At 56.0% G+C, this 26,825-nt stretch carries 23 protein-coding genes and 1 pseudogene; 15 read left to right on the forward strand and 9 right to left on the reverse strand.

All coding sequences use genetic code 11. The annotated features are described in order from the left end of the window. A partial coding sequence (locus AB5Y92_RS12250) for a tryptophanase (protein ID WP_368226871.1) occupies nucleotides 1-1,276 on the forward strand: 1,276 nt, incomplete at its 5' end. A 133-nt stretch (nucleotides 1,277-1,409) separates the two neighbouring features. Here AB5Y92_RS12250 and cdd read toward each other — a convergent pair. The 3 genes from cdd to AB5Y92_RS12265 form a co-directional block, all read right to left on the reverse strand. After that, nucleotides 1,410-2,294, reverse strand: a complete 885-nt coding sequence (gene cdd, locus AB5Y92_RS12255) for a cytidine deaminase (protein ID WP_257123091.1) — start codon at nucleotides 2,292-2,294, stop codon at nucleotides 1,410-1,412. Between the two features lie 197 nt (nucleotides 2,295-2,491). After that, nucleotides 2,492-3,178, reverse strand: a complete 687-nt coding sequence (locus AB5Y92_RS12260) for an LrgB family protein (RefSeq protein WP_042658234.1) — start codon at nucleotides 3,176-3,178, stop codon at nucleotides 2,492-2,494. Beyond that, nucleotides 3,175-3,531, reverse strand: coding sequence for a CidA/LrgA family protein (locus tag AB5Y92_RS12265; RefSeq protein WP_005333279.1), 357 nt, complete (start codon nucleotides 3,529-3,531; stop codon nucleotides 3,175-3,177). Before AB5Y92_RS12265 ends, AB5Y92_RS12260 begins: the two co-directional genes overlap by 4 nt. Nucleotides 3,532-3,696: 165 nt before the next feature. Between AB5Y92_RS12265 and AB5Y92_RS12270 the strand changes: the two genes are divergently transcribed. Further along, nucleotides 3,697-5,406 (forward strand): alpha-galactosidase, encoded by a 1,710-nt coding sequence (locus AB5Y92_RS12270; RefSeq protein ID WP_368226872.1) that lies wholly within the window; start codon nucleotides 3,697-3,699, stop codon nucleotides 5,404-5,406. A 78-nt stretch (nucleotides 5,407-5,484) separates the two neighbouring features. Here AB5Y92_RS12270 and AB5Y92_RS12275 read toward each other — a convergent pair whose 3' ends face one another. Next, the gene (locus tag AB5Y92_RS12275; protein WP_005360277.1) at nucleotides 5,485-5,985 is read right to left on the reverse strand and encodes a hypothetical protein; all 501 of its coding nucleotides are present in this window, start codon (nucleotides 5,983-5,985) and stop codon (nucleotides 5,485-5,487) included. A gap of 155 nt (nucleotides 5,986-6,140) precedes the next feature. Next, nucleotides 6,141-7,568: an exodeoxyribonuclease I gene (gene sbcB / locus AB5Y92_RS12280; protein ID WP_368226873.1), complete on the reverse strand. Its 1,428-nt coding sequence runs from the start codon at nucleotides 7,566-7,568 to the stop codon at nucleotides 6,141-6,143. 374 nt (nucleotides 7,569-7,942) lie between these two features. On the opposite strand from sbcB, the gene yhfZ reads away from it, so the two are divergent. From yhfZ to AB5Y92_RS12320, 8 genes are all read left to right on the forward strand, one after another. Then, nucleotides 7,943-8,842, forward strand: coding sequence for a GntR family transcriptional regulator YhfZ (yhfZ, locus tag AB5Y92_RS12285; RefSeq protein WP_201986655.1), 900 nt, complete (start codon nucleotides 7,943-7,945; stop codon nucleotides 8,840-8,842). A 58-nt stretch (nucleotides 8,843-8,900) separates the two neighbouring features. Further along, nucleotides 8,901-9,233 (forward strand): hypothetical protein, encoded by a 333-nt coding sequence (locus AB5Y92_RS12290; protein WP_139474136.1) that lies wholly within the window; start codon nucleotides 8,901-8,903, stop codon nucleotides 9,231-9,233. Next, nucleotides 9,233-10,111 carry a phosphotriesterase-related protein gene (locus AB5Y92_RS12295; RefSeq protein WP_113739466.1) on the forward strand — a complete coding sequence of 293 codons (879 nt, stop codon included), beginning with the start codon at nucleotides 9,233-9,235 and terminating at the stop codon, nucleotides 10,109-10,111. Before AB5Y92_RS12290 ends, AB5Y92_RS12295 begins: the two co-directional genes overlap by 1 nt. Before the next feature lie 14 nt (nucleotides 10,112-10,125). Then, nucleotides 10,126-10,485, forward strand: coding sequence for a DUF2620 domain-containing protein (locus AB5Y92_RS12300; protein ID WP_029303224.1), 360 nt, complete (start codon nucleotides 10,126-10,128; stop codon nucleotides 10,483-10,485). 10 nt (nucleotides 10,486-10,495) lie between these two features. Then, nucleotides 10,496-11,797: a YhfT family protein gene (locus AB5Y92_RS12305; protein WP_164536876.1), complete on the forward strand. Its 1,302-nt coding sequence runs from the start codon at nucleotides 10,496-10,498 to the stop codon at nucleotides 11,795-11,797. A gap of 72 nt (nucleotides 11,798-11,869) precedes the next feature. Beyond that, nucleotides 11,870-13,033, forward strand: coding sequence for an alanine racemase (locus tag AB5Y92_RS12310; RefSeq protein ID WP_113739468.1), 1,164 nt, complete (start codon nucleotides 11,870-11,872; stop codon nucleotides 13,031-13,033). A gap of 10 nt (nucleotides 13,034-13,043) precedes the next feature. Beyond that, nucleotides 13,044-14,261 carry a phosphopentomutase gene (locus tag AB5Y92_RS12315; protein WP_164536875.1) on the forward strand — a complete coding sequence of 406 codons (1,218 nt, stop codon included), beginning with the start codon at nucleotides 13,044-13,046 and terminating at the stop codon, nucleotides 14,259-14,261. Between the two features lie 90 nt (nucleotides 14,262-14,351). Further along, on the forward strand, nucleotides 14,352-16,538 hold the full coding sequence (locus AB5Y92_RS12320; protein ID WP_164536874.1) for a carbohydrate-binding protein: 2,187 nt from the start codon (nucleotides 14,352-14,354) through the stop codon (nucleotides 16,536-16,538). 96 nt (nucleotides 16,539-16,634) lie between these two features. Here the strand turns inward: AB5Y92_RS12320 and AB5Y92_RS12325 are convergent, their stop codons facing one another. Next, nucleotides 16,635-16,865, reverse strand: coding sequence for a hypothetical protein (locus AB5Y92_RS12325; protein ID WP_234916019.1), 231 nt, complete (start codon nucleotides 16,863-16,865; stop codon nucleotides 16,635-16,637). 621 nt (nucleotides 16,866-17,486) lie between these two features. Here AB5Y92_RS12325 and AB5Y92_RS12330 point away from each other — a divergent pair. Further along, nucleotides 17,487-18,091: pseudogene (locus AB5Y92_RS12330) on the forward strand (IS5 family transposase); the annotation flags it as partial. 86 nt (nucleotides 18,092-18,177) lie between these two features. Here AB5Y92_RS12330 and AB5Y92_RS12335 read toward each other — a convergent pair. Continuing rightward, nucleotides 18,178-19,371: an aromatic amino acid transport family protein gene (locus AB5Y92_RS12335; protein ID WP_270658599.1), complete on the reverse strand. Its 1,194-nt coding sequence runs from the start codon at nucleotides 19,369-19,371 to the stop codon at nucleotides 18,178-18,180. Nucleotides 19,372-19,930: 559 nt separating this feature from the next. Further along, complete coding sequence (gene cra, locus AB5Y92_RS12340; RefSeq protein ID WP_368226874.1) at nucleotides 19,931-20,917, reverse strand: catabolite repressor/activator; 987 nt, start codon at nucleotides 20,915-20,917, stop codon at nucleotides 19,931-19,933. Between the two features lie 296 nt (nucleotides 20,918-21,213). Between cra and fruB the strand changes: the two genes are divergently transcribed. The 3 genes from fruB to fruA are packed head-to-tail and all read left to right on the forward strand — an operon-like array spanning nucleotide 21,214 to nucleotide 25,039. Continuing rightward, complete coding sequence (gene fruB, locus AB5Y92_RS12345; RefSeq protein WP_368226875.1) at nucleotides 21,214-22,329, forward strand: fused PTS fructose transporter subunit IIA/HPr protein; 1,116 nt, start codon at nucleotides 21,214-21,216, stop codon at nucleotides 22,327-22,329. Then, nucleotides 22,329-23,318, forward strand: coding sequence for a 1-phosphofructokinase (pfkB, locus tag AB5Y92_RS12350; protein ID WP_368226876.1), 990 nt, complete (start codon nucleotides 22,329-22,331; stop codon nucleotides 23,316-23,318). The genes fruB and pfkB overlap by 1 nt, the downstream gene beginning before the upstream one ends. Continuing rightward, nucleotides 23,315-25,039, forward strand: a complete 1,725-nt coding sequence (gene fruA / locus AB5Y92_RS12355; protein WP_164536868.1) for a PTS fructose transporter subunit IIBC — start codon at nucleotides 23,315-23,317, stop codon at nucleotides 25,037-25,039. Before pfkB ends, fruA begins: the two co-directional genes overlap by 4 nt. A gap of 108 nt (nucleotides 25,040-25,147) precedes the next feature. On the opposite strand, the gene AB5Y92_RS12360 is transcribed toward fruA, so the two are convergent. Beyond that, a complete protein-coding gene (locus tag AB5Y92_RS12360) occupies nucleotides 25,148-25,399 on the reverse strand; it encodes a DUF1289 domain-containing protein (RefSeq protein WP_064337974.1) in 252 nt (83 codons plus the stop codon). Between the two features lie 150 nt (nucleotides 25,400-25,549). On the opposite strand from AB5Y92_RS12360, the gene mltA reads away from it, so the two are divergent. Next, nucleotides 25,550-26,701 carry a murein transglycosylase A gene (gene mltA, locus AB5Y92_RS12365; protein WP_368226877.1) on the forward strand — a complete coding sequence of 384 codons (1,152 nt, stop codon included), beginning with the start codon at nucleotides 25,550-25,552 and terminating at the stop codon, nucleotides 26,699-26,701. The last annotated feature ends 124 nt before the right edge of the window (nucleotides 26,702-26,825 follow it).

Genomic DNA, 26,825 nt, shown 5'->3' on the forward strand with positions numbered 1-26,825 from the left:
GCTGCTGGCCGAGGATGTCTATATCGATCTGCTGACCGACAGCGGCACAGGTGCCATGTCCGACCGTCAGTGGGCCGGCATCATGATGGGAGATGAGGCCTATGCGGGCAGCCGCAACTTCGTCGAGCTGGAGCGCGCGGTGCGCGACATTTTTGGTTACCAGCATGTGATGCCCACCCACCAGGGGCGCGGGGCCGAGCAGATCCTCTTCCCCGAGCTGGTCAAGCGCTGCAAGGGCAAGGCGCCGGTCTTTATCTCCAACTACCACTTTGACACCACCAAGGCCCATGTGGAGTTGGCTGGCGCGCGGGCCATCAACCTGCTCACCCCGAAAGCCCTCGACACCACCGCCCCCTACGCTTGGAAGGGGGATTTTGATCTCCCTCGCCTGACCGACACCATCGAGACCCTGGGGGCCGACAACGTGGCCGGCATCATCATCACGGTCACCTGCAACAGCGCCGGCGGTCAGCCGGTCTCCATGGCCAATATGGAGGCAGTCTCGGCGCTGGCCCGTCGTCACCATATTCCGGTGGTGATCGACGCCGCCCGCTTTGCCGAGAACGCCTGGTTTATCAAGGAGCGGGATCCGGCTTATGCGAAGTGCAGCATCAAGGAGATAGTGCGCCAGATGTTTGCGCTGGGGGACATCTTCACCATGTCGGCTAAAAAGGACGGGCTGGTCAATATCGGTGGGCTCTGTTGCTTTAAAGAGGATCTCGACCTGTTTCGCACGGTGCAGGTGCGCTGCGTGGCGATGGAGGGGTTTGTCACCTATGGCGGCCTTGCGGGGCGGGACATGGCGGCGCTTGCCATCGGCCTGCGGGAGGGGATGGATGAGGAGTATCTCACTTATCGCATCAGTCAGGTGGCCTATCTCGGCGAGCGGCTGGCCGAGGCGGGCATCCCCATCCAGACCCCCACCGGCGGTCATGCGGTCTTTGTGGATGCCAAAAAGCTGCTGCCCAATATTCCGGCCGAGCAGTTTCCGGCCCATGCGCTCGCCTGCGAGCTCTATCTGGAAGGGGGCGTGCGCGGGGTGGAGATTGGCTCCCTGCTGCTCGGGCGCGATCCCGCCACCGGCAAGCAGGAGGCGGCGGACTTCGAGCTGCTGCGTCTTACCATTCCGCGCCGGGTCTACACCCGGGATCACATGGACTATGTGGCCGACTGCCTGATCGCGGTGAAAGCGCGGGCCAGCGACATTCGCGGGCTCACCTTTGACTACGAGCCGCCGCTGCTGCGCCACTTCACGGCGCGGCTGAAACCTGTCTGATCAGTAATCTGTTAGACGGGGTGATCAACCGCGCCAAGCCGTGAGATCAAGGGCTGCCCCCGATTAAACGGCCAAGTAAAAAGCCCCCGCACCAAGGTGCGGGGGCTTTCGTTTATCGCAGCAAAGCCGGGGATCAGACCGCCTGATACTCCAGCTCGACCGAGCCCAGCGCCTTGAGGGTGGACTGGGCGGAGTCACGCTGGCTGATCTGGCCGTTTTTGTTCTCCAGCAGCACGGCGCGGCGGATGGTGGCGAGATCTTCGCCATTAAGCACCGCATGGGCGCAGGCCATCTGCATCGGCGGCAGGCTGGGGTTGAAGGCGGCGTTCTCGGCGTAGCGGCCAGAGAAGATGCGACCATCGGCAAACTGCAGCGCCACCGCGGCATAGCCCTGGCTATAGGGGGCGTAGCTTTGACGGGCAGCAGTCAGCGCGGCCTGCCACAGCGGGTCTTCGCTTTGAAGCTCAAGCTCTGCGTGATCCTGCGGGCTCATCAGCGCATCCGTGATGTCGAGATCCGCCGGGCCAAACGAGTGGGGCAGGAAGGATTGCAGGGCGCTCAGGTCATCGGGCAGAGAGACTTTCAGGATCTTGGCGGTGCTCAGTTCGTTCATGAACTGGCGGCAGTGGCCACAGGGGGTGTAGTTGACGGTGATTTCAGAGATCCCGGTCTCGCCACCCAGCCAGGCGTTGGAGATGGCGGACTGCTCGGCGTGAACCGAGTGGAACAGACCTTGCCCAGCAAACTCCATGTTGGCACCGAAGTACCAGCTGCCACTCAGGCCGCAGGCGATGGCACCGACATAAAACTTGGAGATGGGCGCCACCGAGCAGGCGGCTGCCAGCGGCAACAGGGCGAGGCGCAGGGCGCGATCATCGAGACCTGTGGCGGCTTTCAGGGTGGCGACTTGCTCCGGCGTGAAGCGGGCGTTGAAGTCGGCACTATCCAGCATGGGCTGCACGGCTGCTTTGAGCGGAGCAGAGAGGGTATCGAATGGCTTGGCAAAACGGGGATGCATAGTGTGTCCTCAAAGGCCAATTGGGCGGCCATTGTAGGGAGCAAGCTCGGGTAAATGTGTGAGCAGGCTCACGCCCTGATGGGCAAACGGAGGGGGATGGTAATGGAAACGTTTGTCTTGTGCAAATTGTGCGGCAGGTCGCACCCCGAGAGGCCAGCGGGCCCCCCGGAATGGTCAACAGGTGGTCAATGGGGTGATCAGATCAGCCAGTGATAGATGGCAAACAGCAGCGGGGCGACGGCAGCGGTGAGGATCCCGCACACCACCATGGCCAGCGATGCAAAGGCCCCTTGGGTGATCCCCTTCTCGGCGGAGGTGGCGGTGCCGATGGCGTGGGCACAGGCCCCCATGGCGAGCCCTTGCGCTTCCGGATCGGTCACTTTGAGCAGTTTGAGCAGCGGGTAGCCGATCAGGGCACCGACAATCCCCACCACCACCACCACGGCGGCCGCGATGGCGGGAATGCCGCCGATGGACTGGCTGACGCTCATGGCGAGCGGGGTGGTGATGGATTTGGTCGCCAATGAGGCGAGCAGCGCCGGATCTGTGCCCATAAAGTGACCGATCAGCAGGGTTGTACACACCGAGATCAAGACGGAGGCGAGGGTACAGATTAGGATGGGCTTGAGCTTGGCCTGGATCTGGCGCGCCTGCTGATAGAGCGGCAGCGCCAGCGCAACTACTGCGGGCTCCAGCAGCATGGTAATGGGGCTGCTGCCGCGCTCGTACTGCTCCAGTGGCAGATCGAGCCAGAGCAGCAGGCCGATGATCACCGCGGTCGGCACCAGCACCGGATTGATGATGGGCCAGGGCAGGCGGCGATAGAGGGCCCGGGTGGCGAAATAGAGCGCCAGGGTCAGGGGAATGGCTAGCCAGAAGATCATTTGTTCATCCTCTGGTAGAGCCGACCGACGGTGGCGAGGATCAGCACGATCCCGAGCACAATGCAGAGCATGATGACGCCGAAGGATTGGCGCAGGGGCTCAAGCCAGGCCACCAGTCCGACTGCAACCGGCACGAACAGCACGCCCATGTGGCGCAGCAGCAAGCCTGCCCCCAGCTCGACCCAATGCAGCTTGATCAGCTGCAGGGAGAGCAGAACGAAGAGCAGCAGCATGCCGATGATGCTGCCGGGAAACGCAAACGGCAGGATGGCTGCCACGGATTTGCCTGCCAGCAGGCAGGCGACGATGACCATAAAGTCACGAAAGTACAGCAAGGCGCGTTGCGCGATCACGTGAACCTCATCGACTGGGAAGGAAAATTGCAGTTTACCAGAGAGGCCGGGTCGCGGCATTAAAACAATAACAACTGAAATCAGTTCGTTTGAAGCTGATTTGTATGCAGATTATCTGTTGAACATCGTCTGATAGAACCCTTTTTCGAACTACAAGGAGTAGTGATGAGATCCCTCTTGTCCCGAGTTCGCCAGCTGGCGAACGATAATGCGTTGCCACCCCATCTGCTGCAAACCCGTCAGTGGGAAGGGCCCCTGTGTCGGGTGCGACTCGACAACACCGGTTCTGATGCCACCCCGGTCGAGCGCTGGGTGCTGTTTGACGGCAAGCTTGGCCTGCCGGTGGAGAGCGCCATCTATGGCGAAGGATTCCAGATGCTGGCCCAGACCATGGGTAGCTGGCAATCACCGCACCATGTCGGCCGTTGCCCCGATGCCAGCGTCTATCGCATCACCGATGACAATGGCTACCACACCATTCACAACCTGTTGCTGGTGGAGCATGGCAAGGGGTGGCTGCTGCTCGCCTTTGCCAGCTGCCACCGTTTTGGCGGGGAGTTTCGCCTCTACCCCGATGGTCGCCTGCAGATCCTGATGAACTGTGAAGGGCGAAAACTTGCGGCCGGTGAGCACTGGCAGAGCGAGGCGCTGATCTGCCTCGAAGGGGCGGAGCGCGAAGATCTGCTGGCCGAACTGGCACGGCTGATCGAGGCCGAGCACGGCTCGCTGATCGGTAAGGTGAGCGAGCGCCCGAGCGGCTGGTGCTCCTGGTATCACTACTACGCCGAGGTGAGCGCCGCCGACATTCGCGAGAACTTGCAGGTGCGTGCCGAGCGTTTCCCGGCCCTGCGCTATGTGCAGATCGACGACGGCTATCAGGCCAAAATGGGTGACTGGCTCACTCCATCGGCCAAGTTCGAGCAGGGCGTTGCTGCATTGGCTGCGGAGATCAAACAGGCTGGCTGCGAGCCCGCCCTCTGGGTCGCTCCCTTTATCGCAGAGCCCGGTTCACAGGTGTTTCAGGATCACCCCGACTGGTTTGTGAAGGGGGATGACGGTCTGCCGCTCCCCTCCGAGCGGGTCACCTATGGCGGCTGGCGCTGCACCCCCTGGTATGTGCTGGACGGCACCCACCCTGAGGTGCAGGCGCACCTTGAACAGGTGTTCCGTACCCTGCGCGAGCAGTGGGGCATCCGCTATTTCAAGCTCGATGCCAACTTCTGGGGCGCCCTCCACGGTGGTCGTTTCCACGATCCGGCAGCCACCCGGGTTGAGGCCTATCGGCGCGGCATGGCCGCCATCCTGCGTGGTGCAGGTGAAGGGGCCTTCCTGCTCGGTTGCAACGCCCCTATCTGGCCAAGCCTTGGGCTGGTGCACGGCATGCGGGTGAGTGATGACGTGGAGCGCAATGGCCATCGCTATCGCCAGATCGCTCGCGAAGCCTTCTGCCGCGCCTGGCAGAATGACAAGCTCTGGGCCCTCGATCCCGACTGCATCTGTCTGCGGGATCTGCCGACCCAGCAGGCCAGCAAGGCGGATTACAGTTTCCATCTGGCAGCGCTGGTGGCAAGTGGCGGCATGATGCTGGCCGGTGATCGACTGCAAGATCTCGATGAGGAGCAGGCGGTGCAACTGTGCAAGTTGTTGACACTCTGCGCGGCTCGGACACCTTCTGCCCGTTTCGAGTCGATGGACTTTGCCTGCGGCGAAGTAAGCCTGCCCGAGGGGGGCACTCTGCTCTGTCTGTTCAACTGGGAGGGGCAACCACAGGAGTTTCTGCTGCCGGAGGGGGGAACCGATTTTTGGCAGGGGCAGGCAGTCGGCACAACCGTGACCCTGCAAGGGGGCGAGGGGCGGGTGATCCGCTACACCTGATCACAACATCACCACATACAATTCAGGCTCCATTACGGAGCCTGAATTGTTTCAATCAGCGGTTATCAGCCACGTTTTTCAGTAACGCCACTCAAAACCGACGGCGTATTTGGCTGAGCCATAGCCCGGGATATCACTGCCGGAGGCGATCGCCTTGAGGGTCAGCAACGGGGTGATGGGCACCCCCAGACCAAAACCGATGGCCAACTGATCATTGGGGTTCCCCATCAGATCGACCCGCATCACCCGATAGAGGGACATATCCTCGCTCAGGTGCATATAGGCTTGCGAAGCGCGGTTATAGACCTGACCAAACACCTCCAGCTGGAAACCTGACTGGGCGCTGATGGCCAGCGGTACCCCGACAAACTTGTAGAGATGGGAGCCGTTGAAGTAGCTGTTGGTGATCAGGGGAGTGAAATCAGTCTGCTGATAAAGGGTGTTGAAGTTCTGTTCTACGATGCGATAGGTCTGCTCGGGCAGGCGAGCAAGATAATCCGGCACATCGAACCGGTATGCGGCGTTGGCTGCCAGCGGCAGCAGGGCCAGTAATCCGAGCAGTGCGTGGTGACGAGGCATCAGCAAATGGCTTCCGTTCGGCCAAAGAGATCTCTTGCTTGGGAGACATCCGCTCAGGATGTTGCAAGATATTGGTTTTTGGGGAAATCCCCTTCGTCATTATGACCTGAAGAAGGGGATGGGCGGGAAGGATTTATTGTGAAACTACTCACAACTCATAAATCTTCCAGATAGTGATAAAGACTCTTTAGAATCGCAAAGTTCCGTTCGTTACTCTGGTTTTGCTCGGCCAGCGCCTCGAGACGGGGCACATAGTCCGGCAGACGGCGGCTGAAGTAGTCGCTGCAGTGCAGGCGCCAGCGTTTCTGCTCTGCTTCGCTCAAGGTGTGTGGCCAGTTGCGGGCGCGGTAGCGGAACAGCATCTCCGGCAGCCGGGAGTCGGTAAAGGCGAACTCCCGCTCACCCAGCAGATCCGCGGGGGTGGCACGCACCAGATCCATGGTGGACTTGTCTCCATGGCCAAAGAATCCTGCGTAGAGCTGGGTATCGGGGTCGCTCTCATTGCTGCCGGCGAACTCCTGATTGAACACCTCCACCAGTTTTTCCCGCACCTCGGGGTGGGCGCGCAGCAGATCCAGGCTCTTTCGGCACTGCTCCCGATCGATGCCCAGCTCGTCGGCGCGCTCCGCGGTCAGGGTGGCGGCCGGCGCCAGTACCGGGCACTTGTTGATGTGTACCAGTTTGACCGGAATGCCCGCCAGATCCCCCAGCTCCTCTTTCTTGGTGTAGAGGCGCTCGCGGATCTCCTCGCTCGTGAGCTCGATAAGCGGGGTGGGGTCACGGGTCAGATCCACCATGATCACCGCGTTCTGGTTGGTGGGGTGCCAGGCAAGTGGCGAGACCCAGCTTGCACAACCCTGCCAGGGGGAGAACATGCCGGAGACATGCACCAGCGGTTTCATGGTTACCACGTCAATCAGCGCCTTCACCTTGTTTTTGTTACGCAGATCAAAGAGATAACCAAACAGCTTGGGTTGGGCTTTTTTCACCAGCTTGGCCATCTCGATGGTGGCCAGCACGTCCGAGAGTGCATCGTGAGCATTGGCGTGAGTCACACCGTTGGCGACCGTCAGTTTCTCCAGCCGGAAACTCGGCTTACCCTCATCGTCAAACGCCCACTCGATCCCCTCCGGCCGCAGGGCGTAGCAGGCCCGCAGCATGTCGAGGATGTCCCAGCGGGAGTTGCCGTTTTGCCAGCTGTAGCCATAGGGGTCATAGAAGTTGCGATAGAGGGTGTAGCGGGTCACTTCATCATCGAAGCGGATGCTGTTGTAGCCAAGCACACAGGTATTCGGCGTGGCGAACTGCTCGTGGATCTGGCGAATGAAATCCGCCTCGCACAGCCCATCCTTCATCGCCTTCTGTGGCGTGATACCGGTAATCAGGCAGGCCTCCGGATCCGGCAGATAGTCCGCTGACGGTTTGCAATAAATGACCAGCGGCTCGCCAATGAGGTTGAAATCCGCATCGGTACGAATACCGGCAAACTGCGACGGCCTGTCCTTGGCGGGGCTGATGCCGAAGGTCTCGTAGTCGTGGAAGTAGAAGGTTGGCTCGTTGCCCGCGTGTGCTGTTTTGCTCATGTTGCTCGAGATGAGGTATCCGATGACGGCGGCTAGCGCCTGGGTGGGCGGTGCCAGGCACCACAATTGTGTGCATGGTAAACCATAGCGCAGGCAGAACGAAGGGCGAGCCGCGCAGGTGGCGGTTTATTGGGCGGAAAGAGACCTCATAGAGTTAGAGGGGAGTCAGCCAATCAGGTGGCCAAATTCACTATGTCACTAGATCCAACGCTTCAGTCGGTCGGAGACATGGCGCTCTTGGGTCGCGCCCGTGGTTTTTTTGCAAGGATCCTCTCTCATCCGATTTGTTATGAAGGCGCTCACAAAATTGAGCAATCGTTTAGTTTTGGGCGAAATCTCTGGTGTATCATTTGTTCAAAATAATGAAGATATAAATGATGACAAACCCATACATCAGTAAAGAAGGCATGGCAGTGATATGCCTTGCAAAGTATCTCATGACGACCCAGCCTGACGACCGCCTGAGGACGATAGAGTCCTTGTCTGACGAGATCGGTGTATCGGTTGGATTTATACAGAAGGCGTTTACCACGCTGGAAAATGACAAGGCGGTCAGCTTGAGTAAGCAGGGGCGTAATGGCACTTATATTCGGCAACTCGATTATCAAAAGCTTGTCCGTTACTCCGGCATCAGCCATGTGGTGTGTGCCATGCCGCTGCCTTATACAAAGCACTACGAGGGCCTGGCCAGTGGATTGAAGGCGCAACTTGGCAGCCTGCCACTCTATTTTGCCCATATGCGCGGCGCTGATGTCCGTGCCGAATGCTTGAAAAAGGGTGTCTATGACTTAGCCATTATGTCCAAGCTTGCTGCTGGAACATTGGGTGGTAGCGTGAAGATCCTGGCGGATCTGGGGGCTGAGTCCTATTCACTCGAGCATCGATTGATTTATAGGGAAAACGAATATGAGACTATCAAACGCGTAGGGGTCGATCCGGCATCTCCTGATCAGCGAATTCTGACCGAGAAGGCGTTTGCAGGAAGAGAAATTGAAATTGTCGAGATCAACTATTCCAACAGCTTGAGTTATCTCGTTTCCGGGCAGATAGATGCGGTCGTGTGGTTGCCCGAGGCCATCGATATGAATGTATCGGGGCTGTGCGAAAAATCGCTCCAGCATATTGATGAATGTCGCCAAGCATCCCAGGCGGTAGTTCTTGTCAGTCGCCAGCGCCAGCATGTCTGCGAGCTAATTAGTAAGTTACTTGATGTTCATCAACTGTTGGTCCATCAGCGTTTAGTAATTGAAGGGAAGTTGATACCAAGTTATTAATATTTGAATATGGAGATATGCAGTGATAGCGCGATTACAGTTACTCCGGTCAGCCGATGTGATCAGTCATGATGCATTAAAAGCATGTTTATTGGTAATGGAAGACCTCAGGGAAAATTTTCCAGTTGGTGATGATAATGAGCAATTCCAGATGATGATTGTCCATCTGGCCAGGGCATTTGATCGGATTAAGTCAGGAACACCAATAGAGCAAGGTATGGATCCAACCCTGTTTGATGAAGTACAGGAAGATCCATTCTTCCATGATATTGATGTTCTCAACAGAAGACTGCTTGATAAAATTGATCTTGCGACAGCTCCGGAGAGTGAAAAGTCATTTATGTTGAGTAATCTTTTATCACTGCACTACTCATGTCAGGAGGGTATGTAATGTCGATTAGCCTCGATGGTTACACCTATTGTCATGAACATCTGCACATTGACCTATCCTCACAGAAAAGGGATGAAGATTGTCTTCTTGATAGTTATGCGTCGATCCGGGATGAGCTTGTTGCACTCAAACAGCATGGAGTGCTTAATCTCATCGAGATGACAAATCGTTTTATGGGGAGAAATCCTCATTTTATTGAAAATATAATGCAAGATACCGGCATGAATATCCTGATGTCGACAGGTTATTACATCGAAGGTTTCTTCCCCGAGAAGCTATACCGTATGTCAGCTCGCGAGATATGCGGTGAGATGGTGCATGAAATCACGGTGGGTATCGATGACAGTGCACTTAAAGCTAGTGTCATTGGGGAAATTGGTAGTAGCGAGAACGCATTTACCGAAACCGAGCGAAAAGTCTTTGAAGCTGCAGCAATGGCGCATTATGAGACCGGCCGCCCAATCTCGACCCACCTTTCCATGAGCACCATGGCAAGAGAACAGGTGAAGTTATTCAAGTCGTATGCGGTCGCAATGGAAAGGGTCACTATCGGTCATTGCGATCTTAAAAATAATCTGGATGACATCTTGTGGTTGATCGAACAGGGTTGTCATGTTCAGTTTGACACTATCGGTAAGAACAGTTACTTCCCAGATTCGTCGAGAATCAACATGCTGAAAGAATTGGCTAGCAGGAATTTGTTGGATAGAGTCATGCTGTCTATGGATATAACTAGAAAATCACACCTTAAAAAAAATGGAGGCCTTGGATTTTGTTATCTGGTGGAAAGTTTTATTCCACAGTTACTTGAATCAGGTATTAGTAAAACTCAAATAGAACAAATGTTACGTCTTACCCCTTACCACTTTTTTAAATGAGGCTGGATATAAAAATGAAAAAAATAGGGATTGCTGGATTGCAACGTGAGCAGATAAAGGCACAGATTGAACAAGCTGCACCGGGGGAGTTTGAATGTCATATTCTCAATGACATGGATGCCGCCATGAAGGTAAAAGCGGGAGTCCTGGATTATTACATCGGGTGTTGTAATACCGGTGCTGGGGCTGCACTATCAATCGCTATCGCTATTATCGGTTATCCGAAAAGTTGCACTATTGCTAAACCTTCCATCAAAGCTAAGTCCGAAGAGGTGGAGAAGTTTATTCAAGAGGGCAAGGTGGCGTTTGGTCTTTCAGTGGAACATGTCGAACACGCCATTCCGTTATTAATTACCAAGCTTGCTGCCAATTGAGGGCACAAAGATGGATATTATTCAATTAGGGTTAGTCACTCTGTTGTGTGCCATGACAGCTCTGTTGGCCAATATGAGTGCATCGGTATTTCATGACGGGATCAGGCCGATTCTACCCCAAGTCGTCGAAGGAAATATGTCACGGCGTGATGCGGGATCCGTGGCGTTTGGCTTGTCGATTGGTTTCGTCGCCTCAGTCGGTATTTCGTTTACGCTTTCCACTGGTCTTCTAAACCCTTGGTTGCTCTTTTTACCGACCGACATTCTTGGTGTGATGATGGCTCGGCGCTGGCAAGCCGCATTAGCTGGCGGTTTGTGGGGGATTCTGGTTGTTACCTCTCTTTCCGGTGTGAATGCTGTATTGACAGGCTTGCCTGTCGATGCGGTTGGTGCGTTAGGTGAATTGGGTACGCCAGTGATGACCGCTTTTGCACTGTTTCCGCTGCTCGCCATCTTTTATCAGTTCGGTTGGAAAGCTGGTGCTATTTCGGCTGCAGTTATTGTGCTGGCTCGGCTGGCCACGATGAAATTTACCACTATTTATCCTGAGTCCCTGCAAATTTTCGTTGGGATGATGATGCTGGTGGGGACTGCCATATACAAAGACATCAACGATAAGAAAAATGGTATCGCGCCGCCTGATATGTCGGGTATGCACAGTTTGTTTGAAGAACGCACCAAGCGCATCATGAAAAACCTGCCGTTCCTGGCTGCAACCGGTGCGCTGGTAGCTGTGGTTGTCAACGCTGGTTATTTTGCTGGTTCTGAAGTCTCTATCTATCCGCTTGCCGATGCCTACAAGTTGACCGATCCTGTCGCGCAGCAGACGGCAATCAACCAGGTTGCTCTTTCTGAATTCATGCGCGGGCTTGGGTTCGTACCTCTGATTGCGACCACTGCACTGGCCACTGGTGTATATGGTGTGGTCGGGATGACTTTTGTGTTTGTGGTTGGTTATCTCTCACCTAACGTACCTGTTGCTGCGGGGCTGGGGGCCCTGACCATTTGTGCGGAAGTATTCTTGCTGCGTCGGATCGGCCATTTCCTGGAACAATTTCCGTCTATTCGTAATGCTTCGGATAATATCCGTAATTCGATGAACACGCTGATGGAGTTTGCACTCCTGATCGGTGGGGTACTGGCGGTGATGAAAATGGGTGGGACCACCGGGATTACCATTTTCACTATCTTGTTCTTCCTCAATGAGGTGATGGGCCGTCCTGTACTAAAAATAGCTGCTCCGGCTCTCGCTGCCATATTAACTGGTGTTGCACTCAATATTTTCCATATCGTCGGACTTTTTAATATCTGACCCCAGGGTCACCCGGTTTGACAGCCTGAAAACTATCGGGCCGGGTAAGCTACATTTATAAGGTGAGCGAAGATGTTTCTTGATGCTTTGAAAAGACAAAATCCGAGATTTATAGAGTGTGCAGCTGAATTATTAAAATCCAACCAGGTTTTGCCTGACACTTATATTATTGATGTCGACCAGTTTGTTGAAAATGCGAGGGTGATCAAGAAAACTGCAGATGAGTATGGGATCACACTCTATGCGATGACGAAGCAATTTGGACGCAATCCCGTTTTAGCAAAATTGCTGATCGATGAGTTAGGTTATGATGGTATTGTCTGTGTTGATTTCAAAGAAGCACGCCATTATTCAGATCTGGGAATAAATGTTAGTCATGTTGGGCATTTGGTTCAACCACCTACTGGGATAGTCCATGAATTGGTGAGTGTCACCAAACCAGAGATTATAACCGTTTATTCTATTGAAAAGGCCAAGGAGATTTCATCTGCTGCAGTTAATGCGAATGTAGTTCAAAAGATTATGGTCAAGTTTTATCAGCATGGTGACATTATCTATCCCAGTCAGGAGTCTGGATTTTTACTAAGTGAGCTGGATGAGGTTATCCAATCATTGTCAGCACTACCGAATATCGCTATAGCGGGGGTCACTCATTTTCCCAGCTTTCTCTATGATGAAGATAAAGATGTGACCGTGGCCACACATAATTTCAGGACAACGATGATTGCCAAAGAGCAGGCTGAGCGAATGGGTTGCCGGATAACACAGGTCAATGTTCCGTCTTCAACTAGTTGTGAAACAATACCGCTAATTGCCTCACGAGGTGGGACGCATGGCGAACCGGGACATGCTTTGACCGGTACAATTCCATCAAATCAGAATGGGGATCAGCCAGAAAAGATTGCAATGCTTTATTTGAGCGAGATATCTCATCAGCATAACGGAAATAGTTATTGCTATGGTGGTGGATATTATCGGCGTGGACGTATTCGTGGCGCACTGGCAATGGATGGCTCAGATCCACACGGACGCTTCATGCCATTTGTGGCAGGTGATGATGGCAGCATCGATTACCACATCCAGTTGGCGGGAACGTGTCCCGTCGGCACACCCGTTATTATGGCTTTCCGTTCCCAGGTGTTTGTGACCAGGAGTGATGTTGCGCTGGTTTCAGGAATATCGACAGGGACCCCGAAAATCATCGGACTCTATGATTCGCAAGGGCGAGAGTTGTAAGGGAGGGATTATGGCAAGGTTTATTGTTGTCGTCCTCGATGGCTTTGGTATCGGCGAAATGCCGGATGTACTGGCCGAGCGACCACAGGATCACGGTGCCAATACAGCAAGAAAGCTCATTGAGCATTTTTCAGATAAACATCTGCCGACGTTGGCACGGCTTGGATTGTTGAATACGGTGTATCCCGTCAACTCAGTGATGCAACGTAGCCAGGCTGCAAACTGGGGTAAGTCAATGCTGGGCCATGAAGGGTGTGACACCTTTATGGGGCATCAAGAGATCATGGGGACCAAACCGAGAGCACCGCTACAAGCCCCCTTTAGTACATATATCGAAAAGATAGAGGCAGGGTTGATTGCCGCAGGATACCAGGTCAACCGAATATATCGCGATGCGCTTGCCCTACTGGAGGTCAACAGCTGTGTCGTGATCGGGGATAACCTTGAGGCCGAGTTGGGACAGGTTTATAACATTACAGCCAATTTGAACTTGATATCATTCGATGACGTCGTGAAAATCGGAAGAGTAGTCAGGAAATATAATGATGCTGGACGAAACATAGCGTTTGGTGGACTGATTGATTCAATGGATGACATCTATTCAGCCATAGAAACCAAACCAGATAAAAACGGAAACATAGCATTTATTGGGGTCAATGCTCCACGTTCCGGAGCCTATAATAACGGATTTAAGGTTATTCACCTTGGCTATGGAGTTGATCCATCGACACAAGTGCCACACTGTCTTAATCAGGTTGGAATCAAGACGTTCTTATATGGTAAGGTCGCCGATATCGTAGAGAATGAACACGGTGTTTCATATCCAGGAGTAGTCGATACCAATACACTGTTTGATTTATTGCTGCGGGATGTTGTTCGGGAAGATAATGCATTTTTCTGCCTCAATGTTCAGGAAACGGATCTTTCCGGTCACCAACAAAATGCTGAACGTTACTGGAATACGCTCGAGAGAGCTGATGCCGGATTATCAAAGATCTTGGACGTTATGTCCATAAGCGACCTCTTGATTGTTATGGCTGATCATGGCAACGATCCCTTTATCGGACATTCTCTTCATACAAGAGAAATGGTGCCAATATTGTTATTCAGCCATAAATCCAAGGGGCTTGAGTTAGGTGTTCGTGATACCTTATCTGATGTAGGGGCCAGTGTTGCCAAATTCTTTAATGCTCCCATGCCAGAATTTGGCTCGCCTATAAAGATCTAGTTCGACGATATATAAATACTAATTATGTTCTTTACACCTCACTTTTTATGTTGGTGAGATAGGCTTATATCATTAATCAGGAGTTGCTCGATGAAACATGGATTAAGTATTCCGTTATTAGGGAGCATATTTTTTGCGACCACGGCATCAGCCTCAACTGGAGGAATGCAGGAATTTCTCGATAGTCTCAGAAATTTTGAGTCCGGTATCAATCCGGCACAGAGCCAGTTTTACCTCGATAATCTGGATAACCCCGTTTATACCTACGCCAAGGTCACCAAACCTGGTCGACTGGTCAGGGACTGCGCCACAGGGACTATGGTGCAAGAACCCACCACGATAAAACAGTATTTTACCAAGCTGGGTCTTGGCAGCATCTATAACGAAAATACCCCGCATGACCCGGGCATGTTCAAGTTGATGCAGTATAGCTCGATGAACGCGTGGGGATTTGTCGGGTATCAACTGGGTGAGGCGGTAATGATAGATGCTGGCTATTACAGTCCGCCGACAGTACAGATTGCAGGTAAGGAATACGACAGCTTTTATATGTTTGTGCCCGATTCGACCTGGATAGGTTGTAAAACTGAGGCGCTGGCTGAAATCCCGGGATCAGGCGGTAATCAGGTGTACGTAACGGATATTAACCGCTGGCAAGGGCATTTTATCGGCAAGAACGGGGTCAACAATTTCACCGATTTCATCAAGCCCGATAAACAGGAGCTGGTGATCCGGGATGTCATGCACTTCAACTACAAGGTCATCAGCAAGCTCCTACAAGATGCCAATATGACCTGGGCACAGGCCTTGTCGAAAAGCTGGACCGATACGGATGATAACGGGCAGCAGGTAACGGTCAAGGCAACTATGTCCGGTATCCTGGCCGCTGCTCACTTGCGTGGAGCGTGGGGAACCGCCGAGCTGTTGACCAAAGACAAGATCACGTGTGACGAGCAGGGAACTTGTATCACCAAATATGTGCATAAGTTTGGCGGTTACAACACGCTGTTTGATGTACCGGGTGACAGCGTCACTCAAGGCTCCCCTTACGATGAAGTTCTGATGGCGGGGTGGGGGAATGACACCGTTATCTTGGGGGGTGGCAAAAACCAGCTGCTACTCAATGAGCAGAAGGGCTCTATCACCACGGTTACCGACTTTGTTATCGGCAAGGATAAGATCGTGCTACGTGGCTGGTCCGGCGAATCACCTCTGGCGTCCATGGTGGTCACTCAGGGGAAAAATGGCGCTGAAATAGATGTGGCCGGACAAAAAATCATTCTGAACAACATCAATGCTGGCGATGTACTGGCCAATCCTTCACAAGTGATCATTCAGTCTATGGTGTACACGCTGGCGTGGAATTCAGGCAAGCAGGTCGTCGCCCAGTTTGATCCCAAGGTGGATCGTATCGAGGGTTCGTCGGGGATTGGGTTCAAGCATCTCAAAGCTTATGAGACTAGCTCTTCGGTGGTGATTGGTCCCCAAGCCGATGACGGCGGCATTTATGCTTCGTATGAGCTGATGGGGTTGACGTTGGCCGACCTGTCGCCTGATATGTTCCTCAACGTGACCGGCAGCTTTGATCGTCTGGGTTTTATCGTGCCGCTTGATCACAAAACCTGGGGCTGGAATATGTCGCTGGTGGTGAACAGCTTCAATCCGCAAAAAACGGTGCTGACCGTTCCAAGCAATCAGCCAGTGCCATTTTCTGCTGTAAAGTTGACTCAAAATGGTGCCAACACCGAGCTGACCTTGCTCGAGCCGTTTGCAAAGGGTGACAAGAAGATCGTTATCCTGCGCAATACCGATGTGAAGAGTCTCTCTGAACGTAACTTCTCCGGCTTCAGCGGTCAGTACAAAGAGGTAACGATCGATATTCCCGTGATGTTTGACATTCGTGCCAGTGTCGTCGGCATCGGTGGCACTATCTCTCCTGCACCGGATACTGCAGGTATTATTCAGGCAAAAGGGGGAAGTGCACTGACAGTCGCGTTCATTCCTGATCCCGGATATCGAGTGAAGAGTATCACCGTCGATGGCGCGGCCCAGCCGGTGGCGAGCGCTTATACCTTCCCCAGCTTGGCGGCCAATCACCGCCTTGAAGTGAGCTTCGAGAAGGGTAGTGCCTGTCCGGACTCCTGGAACAGCACTCAGGTGTACAACACCGGTGACAAGGCGACCTATGTCGGCAACATCTATGAGGCCAAGTGGTGGAACACCAATAACCAGCCGGACCAAGGTGGTCCTTGGAAGCTGCTAGGCGCTTGTCAGTAAAGTGTGTGCTGACACGTGACCCTAATGCGGTCGCTTCTTATCTAATAAAAATTCCCGAGCATTGCTCGGGAATTTTTCTTTTGAATTTCATTCCCTTTACCCGTTGTTACTCTTGTGTCTGTCAGCCGAGCTGAGTTGTGTCAGCAAATCCGCACTCTTGAGCTTGAAGGTACAGCCTTGCTGGATGAGCTCCTCCTGATTTGCCAGCACCAGCGGGTAGAGCAGGGGATGCTGCTGGTGTTCGCCGTTATAGCTCACCTGCATCCGCTCCAATGCGTAGTGCATCAAAGGGATGCGCTGGTTAATCAACTGCTTGTTCCCTGTCATGGTATTGTCTCTGGCAATGATTGCCTGCTGACCCTCGCTGAGGCCTGGATTGGGAACGACTACAGCTGTCACCTGAGTGTTCCACTCTAGCTCCTGCTCCCGGCCGTGAGGGGAGGCATCCAGCGGATCCCGTCATAGATCAGAGTGTGAGGCACGATATTGCGGCCACATCCCCGAATAGCTGCCCCGTGGCGCGTGGTAGCTGGCGGCGCAAGTCACGCAATCAGCTGGGCCATGCCAGTTGGCTGGATGTAGTGGAGGCAGCCCTCTGGTGCTTCTGGCATGGGGACGATTCTGCCAGCGGCGAGGTATTGCTCGGCGTACTGCTGGGGCGGGGTGAGCGAGTGCGGCTTGTTTATGGTCTGTTGGTGGGGGCTTTCTACATGGGTGAGCTTTTCAGGCTCGAGTTAGGTTGTTTGAATTATTCAGCAAGTGATTTAAATATAATAGAAAAATGAACTTCTGCAGTTTATGTTCACGAACTTCTGCATGTGGTTTTTCAAATATGAAACAGCTGGACAGGTCAGGCTTGGCTCTATTACGGACATTGTTTCCCAGATCGATACCGCTTGAATGGAACTAACTGAGGACTTGGTGATCCATCCTCTTCAAGTCTGCATTATGGGCACGTCGCTTCATCCCATCACCAACTGGCCTCAATACAACAAGTTTTTGATTAATCGTGGTTCACTCACCTTTTTGGTTGATACCGAGGCCATGCTCAACAGGTTTCACCAAGACCATCACGGGCTACGGGGTCGCAGCCAGCTCTACAGCGACCAGAGCATCTGCACCTTTGATGCTCAAGGGGAATTTCAGCCTCACTCTGCTGGCCACTCAGGGAGTACTCTACTCCTTGTGCGCGGCCGCTGTGTCTGCCGGACTATAGCGGTGCCAGCAAGCGGGTAAGCACGGTGACAGAGGCTTATCGACAGCCCCCAAAGGAAGGCATTACCGACCTGGTTATCGATTCAACCGGGCTGAAGGTGTTTGGCGAAGGCGAGTGGAAGGTCAGAAAACACGGCGCCGAGAAGCGGAGAGTGTGGCGCAAGTTGCATCTGGCGATAGACCCGGCCACTAACAATATCGTGGCAGCACAAGTCTCGTTGGAAAATGTCCATGATACCGAGATGTTGCCTACCTTGCTCAACCCATTTCGGTTCAAGTTGGGATGTGTTTATGCGGATGGTGCCTATGACAGCAAAGCCAGCTATAAGCTGATAGCGTGCATTTCTTTTGCAATAAAAAGCCCCACCAATCTGATTGGCGGGGCTTTTGCTATTTGGAGTTGAGCATTGAATCGCGGCAAGGATCAGAGCGCGGGCAGCATTCCAAGGCTGACGCTGATCTGGACGCCGACAATCAGCACGCCCATGGCGGCGGCCACTCCCAGCGCCACCACGCCACCCGGGGCGCGGTAGTGGTGGGCGGGAGCCTGTTTGCGGCTCTGCCACACCAGCGCTACCGGCAGCAGTACCGCGAGGATGGCCAGCGCAATGGCAGCGTAGCCGAGCGCCATGATAAAGCCCTGCGGGAAGTAGAGGGCAAACAGCAATGGCGGCACGAAGGTGATAAGGCCAGTCTGGGTGCGGCCCTGCCAGTTGTCCTTGCGGCGGGTCACCTTGGCCATAAAGTCGAACAGTCCCAGCGTCACCCCGAGGAAGGAGGTGGCGAGTGCCAGATCGGCAAACAGGTGCATCGCCTGATTAAACGCAGGCCAGCTCACCAGCTTGCCGACGTTGGCCAGCAGGCTGTCCAGCGCGCCGCCGGTTTGCAGCAGGGCTTGCTGGCCGAGCAGACCGAGGATTGCCACCTGCCACAGCACATAGAGGATCAGCGGCAGGGCAGAGCCCCAGACAAAGACCCGGCGCAGCTGCTTGGGGCAGTCACCGAGGTAGAGCATCACGCTTGGAATGGAGCCGTGAAAGCCGAACGAGGTGAAGATGACCGGCAGGCCCGCCAGCAACAGGCCCTGACCCAGCGGCATCGAGAGCAGATGCTGCCCTTCGGTGCGGGGCAGCAGCAACGCCAGCACCACCACCATGATCACCAGTTTGACGGTGAACATCAGCCGGTTGAGGTAATCCACCGAGCGGGTGCCGACACAGACCATGCCGCCAAACAGCAGGGTAAAGGCCCAGGCGGCCTGCTCTTGGCTGAGGGTCATGCCCGCATCGGCCAGCGCCTGTGCCAGCAGGCTGCTACCGCCGCTGATGTAAGCGGAGGCCAGCGAGTAGAACAGCATCAGGATACAGAAGGAGGCGATGCGCTTGCCCCATGGGCCGAGCAGATGGTCCGCCAGTTGGTGCAGGTACCACTTGCCGGTGGCAAGGCTCGCTTCCACCTGCAGCATGGCGGTGAAGGCCATCAGGGCCCAGAGGCCGACCATCAACATCAGGGTGGCGGGGCCGCCGAGGGAGGAGGAGGCCAGCGGCAGGGCCAGCATGCCGGCACCTATGGTGGTGCCGGCAATCAACAGGGTACAACCCAGAGTTTTGGTATTCATGTTATCCATCCGAACGTAGCGGTGTCAGTGCAAACAGACGATGTCAGCATTAACGTCAACAAAAGGGGGCCGATTGGCGTTATCAGAAGGTGCCTCCGGTGATAGGGCCGGAGGCTAGCAATATCGGAACGGGAACATCTGTACCTAAAACCTGTCAGTTGTAAAATATGGTTGCCACGTTAGCGGATCAAAATAGCGGAAACAACCCCTTTTATACGGATCTTGTGCTGGCTTGTGGCAATAAGTGGAAATAAATGATGACAGCGGTAGCTAATTGCAGAAAAAAGCACCGAAAAAATGACTGGCAGGGGCTCATTGATACAGGTCAGCCAAGTGGTTGCAGCACGGATGGGGGAGTGCCTTGTCGTGGCGTTGGCGTTTAGTTGCGGGGTGAAAGGAGTGTGGAGGCCGGTTGTTTAGTCGGCCAGACGGTAGAGAAAGCAAAACGGGCGGGTAGGGTTGTGGGGAAAAACAATAAGGCTGCCAATCCTGGCAGCCTTATTGTCATCTGTTCGTTTTACCCACCCATTGACAGCAAATCGGGTCTGCTGCGGTCAGGTTAGCGGCGGCGCTTGAGGGTGCGGCTCACATAGTGCAGACCGCTCTGGTATTCGCCGTTCACCGCCTTGAGTGCCAGCTCCAGCGCCTGGCTCGCCAGCGCGTCGTGCTGCTGGGGCAGGGAGTTGATGCCAAAGGGGAGGAAGTCGAGCAGCCGATCGTCGCCGAAGGTGGCCATGGCAAGCTGGCTCATATCGATCTCTTGTTCCAATAGATAGTCCAGCACCCCCTCCATCAGGATATAGGAGGTAGTGATCAGTGCCTCGGGCAACTGGCCCAGCTGCTGGTGCAGATCTTTGATCAGGCGATGCCCCTCAAGGCGGGAGAAGTGATCTCCCTCGCACAGGTGGCGAGCCGCGCTGTGACTGGTGACCGCCTGCTCGAAACCGGCTTTGCGCTCCTGACTGATCGTCAGCTCAGGCAGTGCAGTGATCAAGGCGATATGGCGGATGGCCGGGGTGAGCAGGGAGGCGGTGAGGTCATAGCTCGCCTTCTCATTTTCACTGGCGACGGTGACGAAGCGATCGGCCGCCATGCTCCGGTCGATGGCAAGGATCTGCACCCCCTGCGCCTGCTGGTTGCCATAGAAGGGATCGTCCGGCGGCAGGCAGCTGGCCACCAGCAGGGCATCCACATGGCGGCTCACCAGCATCTGGGCCAGCTCTTTTTCGGTGGCAGGATCATCTTCCGAGCAGACGATGAGCAGCTGATAGCCCTGCGCCCGCGCCCCCTGTTCCAGCCGTTTGGCCAGCTTGGCGTAACTGGCGTTCTCAAGGTCGGGCAGGATAAAGCCGAGGGTCTTGGTCTGGCCGCCACGCAGGGAGGCGGCGCGGCTGTCCGGCTGATAGTTATGGGCGGTGACAACGGCCATCACCTTGTCGCGGGTGGCCTGACTGATGCGGTATTGATCGGCCTTGCCATTGATCACATAGCTTGCCGTGGTGCGCGAGACACCGGCGAGGGCGGCGATTTCATCCAGTTTCATCATATTGGCTCTGTTTGAGTTGCAAGGCCCACGGTCACTGCCGGGTGAGGGCACCGAAAAGTGTGCGCGGGATCATATCATTGAAAAGCACTCTTTGTGGGTACTTGATCAATTCGCTGAAACGATTCAGTCTGAGTGTAAGTGAAACGATTCAGCCTGTCAGCAGCGAAGAGACCCAGTGGCCTGAAAATCGGGCCCCGATCACAGTGAACCGCGATCGGGTCTATTGTCAGCTGGCGAGTTACCCGAATGTTCAATTGTGACGTACCGGCGTGGCCGGAACCTGATGGAGAGTCTCTATGTTGAAGTTGGCGCGAGAGCAGATCTTGCTGGGGCAGTCGGTGGCGACCAAGTCGGACGCCATTGCCCTGCTGGCAGGCAAACTGACCGAAGCCGGTCTGGTGGAAGCGGGCTATGTGGATGGGATGCTGGCCCGTGAAGTGCAGCATGCCACCTATCTTGGCAGCGGCATCGCCATTCCCCACGGCACCACCGACACCCGTCATCTGGTGAAGAGCACCGGCGTCATGGTGGCCCAGTTCCCCAATGGTATCGAGTGGGAGGAGGGGCAGATCGCCTACGTCGCCATCGGCATCGCCGCCAAGTCAGACGAACATCTGGGCATTTTGCGCCAGCTCACCCATGTGCTGGGTGACGAGCAGGCGGCAGCTCAGCTCAAAGAGGCCACCGATGCCGACACCATCATCAACATCCTGACTGGCGCCACTGCCGCGAAAGAGGTGCAATACCTGACCCTAGCTGACTTCCCGGCCGATGATGGCGACCAACTGCTGCTGGGAGCAGCCGCCCGCGCCAAATCGGCGGGCTGGGGCGATGCCGCCATGGTAAGCGCCCTGTTGGCAAGCGATCCCGCCTATCTGGGCGAGGGAATCTGGCTGGCGCGAGCCAATGTTCAGCAAACAGCATCGGCCCAGACCGGCTGGGTGCTGGCTACCCCGAGTAGCCCCCTCATGACAGGGGATCTGCCGGTCAACGCCATGCTGCTGTTGTGCGCCGCAGATAGCAGTCATCTGCCGCAACTGGAGAATCTGGCCAAACTGGCGGCTGCCGGTCAACTTGCCACTCTTGCGGGCGGCGAGGGACTGGCCATGCTGCAAGCGGGCCCCGCGAGCGGTCTTTCCGAAACCTTCACCATCATCAACCCCCACGGTCTGCACGCCCGCCCGGGCGCCATGCTGGTCAAGGTGGCCAAAGAGTTTGAATCCGACATCCGGGTTGCCAATCTGGATGGCAGCGGCGAGGCAGTCTCCGCCAAGAGCCTGATGAAGGTGATCGGCCTTGGGGTCAAGTGCGGGCATCGTCTGTCGTTTCGCGCCGAAGGGGCAGATGCCGAAGCGGCTCTCAAGGGGATCGGTGAGGCCATCGCCGCTGGTCTCGGCGAGGGGGCGCATTGATGAAAATTGTTACCATTACCCTTAACCCCGCCCTAGATCTCACCACTCGTCTAGAGGCAATGAGCCTGGGCGAGGTGAATCTGGTGAGCGAAGCCAACCTGCGTGCCGCCGGCAAGGGGATCAACGTCGCCATGGTGCTCAAAGATCTTGGCAGAGACGTGGGCGTCACAGGCTGGCTGGGCGCTGACAATGAGCAGAGCTTTGTCTCCCTGTTTGCAGAGCGGACGCTTGATGATCACTTTGTCCGTGTCGTGGGCAGCACCCGCATCAACGTCAAGATCTCCGAACAGTCCGGTCGGGTTACCGATCTCAACTTGCCGGGGCTCACCATCCAGCAAGGGGAAGTGAGCGCGCTGGAGCAGGCCATCGACAAATTGGCTCCTCACGCCGAGTGGTTCGTGCTGGCGGGCAGCCTGCCCAAAGGGGTGGCCCCCGATTACTGCGCCCATCTGATCCGCCTGCTCAAGGCCAAGGGCAAGCAGGTGATCTTTGATTGCAGCGGTGCAGCCTTAAGCGAAGGGATCAAGGCGGCGCCGACCTTGGTCAAACCCAATCTGGAGGAGCTGAGCCAGTGGGCGGGCCGCCCCATCAAGACCCTGAGCGAGCAGGCCGAGTGTGCCCGCGCGCTGCAGGCAAGCGGCATCCCCAACGTGGTGATCTCCAACGGCGCTGATGGCCTTATCTGGTTTGCCACAGATGCCGTTTGGCAAGCCATTCCACCGCGGATGCAGGTGGTCAGCACGGTTGGTGCTGGCGACTCCCTGGTGGCCGGTCTTGCCCATGGTCTGAGCCTTGGCTGGGCGCCGGAGCAGACCCTGCGGCTGGCCACCGCCGTCTCGGCCTTGGCGGTCAGTCAGGTGGCGGTCGGCTTTGACGATATCGATGTGCTCAACCCCTTGCTTGAACAGGTGCGCGTAGAGCGTCTGGATGAGCTGGCACCGGTTCAATGCAATACCCCCTCAATGGAAAACTCAGGAGATGCCCAATGAAAGCAATCTTGGTTACGGCTTGCCCTGCGGGCATTGCCACCAGCTTTCTCGCTGCAAAACGGATAGAACAGCAGGCCAAACTGGCTGGCTGGGAACTCACCCTCGACGTCGGCTCCAGCGTGCAACCGCGCCAGATCCCCTCAAAAGAGCAGATTGCCGCCGCCGACCTGGTGCTGGTTGTCGCCAGTGCCCCGGTGGATCTCGCTGCCTATGATGGCAAGCGGGTCTATCAGGGCAGCATGGATCTCGCCCTGCAAGGTCCGGCTGCCTTGCTGGAAGCTGCAACCAGCGGCGCCAGCCTCTATCGCCATCAAGCCGCGCCTGCTGCCGCCAAATCGACCGCCGCTGGCAAGCGTATCGTGGCAGTGACCGCCTGTCCGACCGGGGTGGCCCACACCTTTATGTCGGCAGAAGCGCTGGAGACCATGGCCAAACAGCTGGGTTATCAGATCCGCGTCGAGACCCAAGGCTCGGTCGGTGCCCAGAACGCTCTGACCGCCGAGGAGATTGCGGCTGCCGATCTGGTGTTCCTCGCCACCGATATCGAGGTGGACATGGCCCGTTTTGACGGTAAGCCGGTCTATCGTACCAGCACGGGCGCGGCGCTCAAGAAAACCCGCGCCGAGCTCGACAAGGCGTGGAACGAGGCGACACTCTATCGCCACAGTGGTGCCAGCCAGCCCAAGAAAGAGGAAAAAGCCGGCCCCTACAAGCACCTGTTGACCGGCGTCTCCTTCATGCTGCCCATGGTGGTGGCGGGCGGCCTTATCATCGCGCTCTCGTTCGTATTCGGTATCGAAGCGTTCAAGGTGGAAGGCACTCTGGCCGCCGCGCTGATGAAGATCGGTGGTGGCTCAGCCTTCGCCCTGATGATCCCGGTGCTGGCCGGTTACATTGCCTACTCCATCGCTGACCGCCCGGGTCTCGCTCCCGGCATGATCGGCGGTATGCTGGCAAGCTCGCTGGGCGCCGGTTTCCTCGGCGGTATCGTGGCCGGTTTCCTGGCCGGTTACAGCGCCAAATACCTGAGCGACAAGGTGCGCCTGCCGACCACTCTGGAAGCGCTCAAGCCCATCCTGATCATTCCGCTCTTTGCCAGCCTCTTTACCGGTCTGGTGATGATCTATGTGGTGGGTGGCCCGGTGGCCGGCATCATGAATGCCATGACCGAGTTCCTCAACAACATGGGCTCTGCCAACGCCGTGCTGCTGGGCGTCATCATCGGCGCCATGATGTGCTTCGACATGGGCGGCCCGGTCAACAAGGCGGCCTACGCCTTCGGTGTCGGCCTGCTGGCCTCCAAAACCTACGCCCCGATGGCTGCGGTGATGGCCGCTGGTATGGTGCCGGCACTGGGGATGGGGATCGCGACCTTCCTGGCTCGCACCAAGTTCATCAAGGCGGAGCAGGAAGCGGGCAAAGCCTCCTTCGTGCTGGGCCTGTGCTTTATCTCTGAGGGCGCCATCCCGTTTGCCGCCAAGGATCCGATGCGGGTCATCCCGGCCTGCATGGTCGGCGGTGCCCTGACCGGGGCGCTCTCCATGCTGTTCGGCTGTGAGCTGATGGCTCCCCACGGCGGTCTGTTCGTGCTCTTTATCCCGCACGCCATCAGCAACGTCATGATGTATATCGTGGCGATTGCGGCAGGCTCGCTGCTGACCGGTGTCTCCTACGCCATGCTCAAGCGCGGCGAAGAGCAGGCGAAACTGGCCACGGCATAAGCCTTGCCACCCGGCAACACGTCATAACCAAGAGCGGCCTGCGTGCCGCTTTTTGTTTTGCTGGTGATATAGGTGAGTTGTGAGGTGGGGATTGCAGGTAGGCTGAGTTTAAAAATCCCAGCCGGGCTGTGCTTGCGGTTCATTGGGCGCGCCTTCCTGTGCCTTGCGGCGGGCAGCCTCGACCCGGCGTTTGCGATCCCGGCACAGGCGCATCACCTCTTGTTGCTGGGCAGGGGTCATGGTGAGCCAGTTGAAACGCTCTTCGCGATTGCGCAGGCACCCCTTGCAGTAGCCCTTGTTGTTCACTTCGCAGACCCCGATGCAGGGGCTCTGCAGCGGGAATATTTCGAGCTGTTCCATCCATCACCTCGCACATCTTGTCACCTTGTTATAACCCAGCGGATCCCCTTTGGAGAAATCCTGCTTCAAGTGATTGATGTCGTTTGCTTTCCCCCTGCAAATTTGGCATCTTCCCCGCCGAGCATGGCTCTTGGCGTTATATGAGGACATATGAACAAACACGCGTACTGGCTGACCGCCGCAGTGCTGGGACTGGCCGGTTGTGCGGGCAACTCTGACAAAGCAAAAGTGCCCAAAAAACAGACCGACAACAGATGCTTTCTTAACTGCGAGGTGCCGGAAAATCTGGGCAAGCAGTATCTGGACGGAACCTTGCCAGAGGATCTGGTGAGGGTGGAGCGAGTCAATAGCCGTGCGCATGCCGACTACAGCAAGTTTGGCCCGCAAAGCAGACTGGTATTGGAGCGCTCCGGCAAAATGACCCGCCGTTATGGCGAGCTCTATCACCAGCTCTCCCGCTGGGTCGCGGGCGGTGGCAACCCTGCCGACATCACCCGTTACGGTATCAGCCTGGCTCAGCTGGGCGGTGCTGATCGCATGGGTAACGTGCTCTTTACCGGTTACTACTCGCCGGTGCTGGAAGTGCGCCACCGCCCGGATGCCAAGTACAAATATCCCATCTATGCCATGCCCAAATGTGGCGGTCGCTGTCCGACTCGGGCCGAGATCCATCAGGGGGCCCTGGCCAACCGCGGGCTGGAGCTGGGTTACAGCAAATCCCTTATCGACAACTTCCTGATGGATGTGCAGGGCTCGGGCTTTGTCCACTACGGGGATGACGATCGGCTGCAGTATCTGGGCTACAGCGGCAAGAACGGCCACGGTTACGTGAGTATCGGTCGGGTACTGATCGACCGCGGTGAAGTGCCCAAAGAGCAGATGTCGATGAAGGCCATCAAGGAGTGGGCCAACCGACAGCCGGAGGAGAGCGTCAAGGAGCTGGTGGAGCAGAACCCCTCCTATGTCTTCTTCGAGCGCCGCCCGACCAACGACGTGATCGGTGCTGCCGGTATTCCGCTACTGCCGATGGCGGCCGTTGCCGCCGACAAGACCCTGCTGCCGATGGGGACCCCGATCCTCGCTGAAGTTCCCTTGCTCGACAAAGAGGGCAACTGGACCGGCAAGCACCAGCTGCGGCTGTTGATTGCGCTGGATGTGGGCGGGGCGGTGAAGAAGGGGCACCTCGATCTCTACCACGGCATGGGCGAGAAGGCTGGCGTCGCAGCCGGTCACTACAAGCACTTCGGCCGGGTCTGGAAACTGGGCCTGCACCACGGGCCGACTGCCGCTCCCTGGTTGTAATCCTCTGAGGGTTCGCGCGTCTGTCATCGGGCGCCCGAGCAATGTAAAGAGACAAAAAAAGCCGCCGGATTGCTCCGGCGGCTTTCTATTTTGTGCGAGTTGCCAGTCTGTGGCTGCGTCAGCT

This window comes from Aeromonas sp. R1-1 (genome assembly GCF_040908495.1).
Classification (GTDB): Bacteria; Pseudomonadota; Gammaproteobacteria; order Enterobacterales; family Aeromonadaceae; genus Aeromonas; species Aeromonas veronii.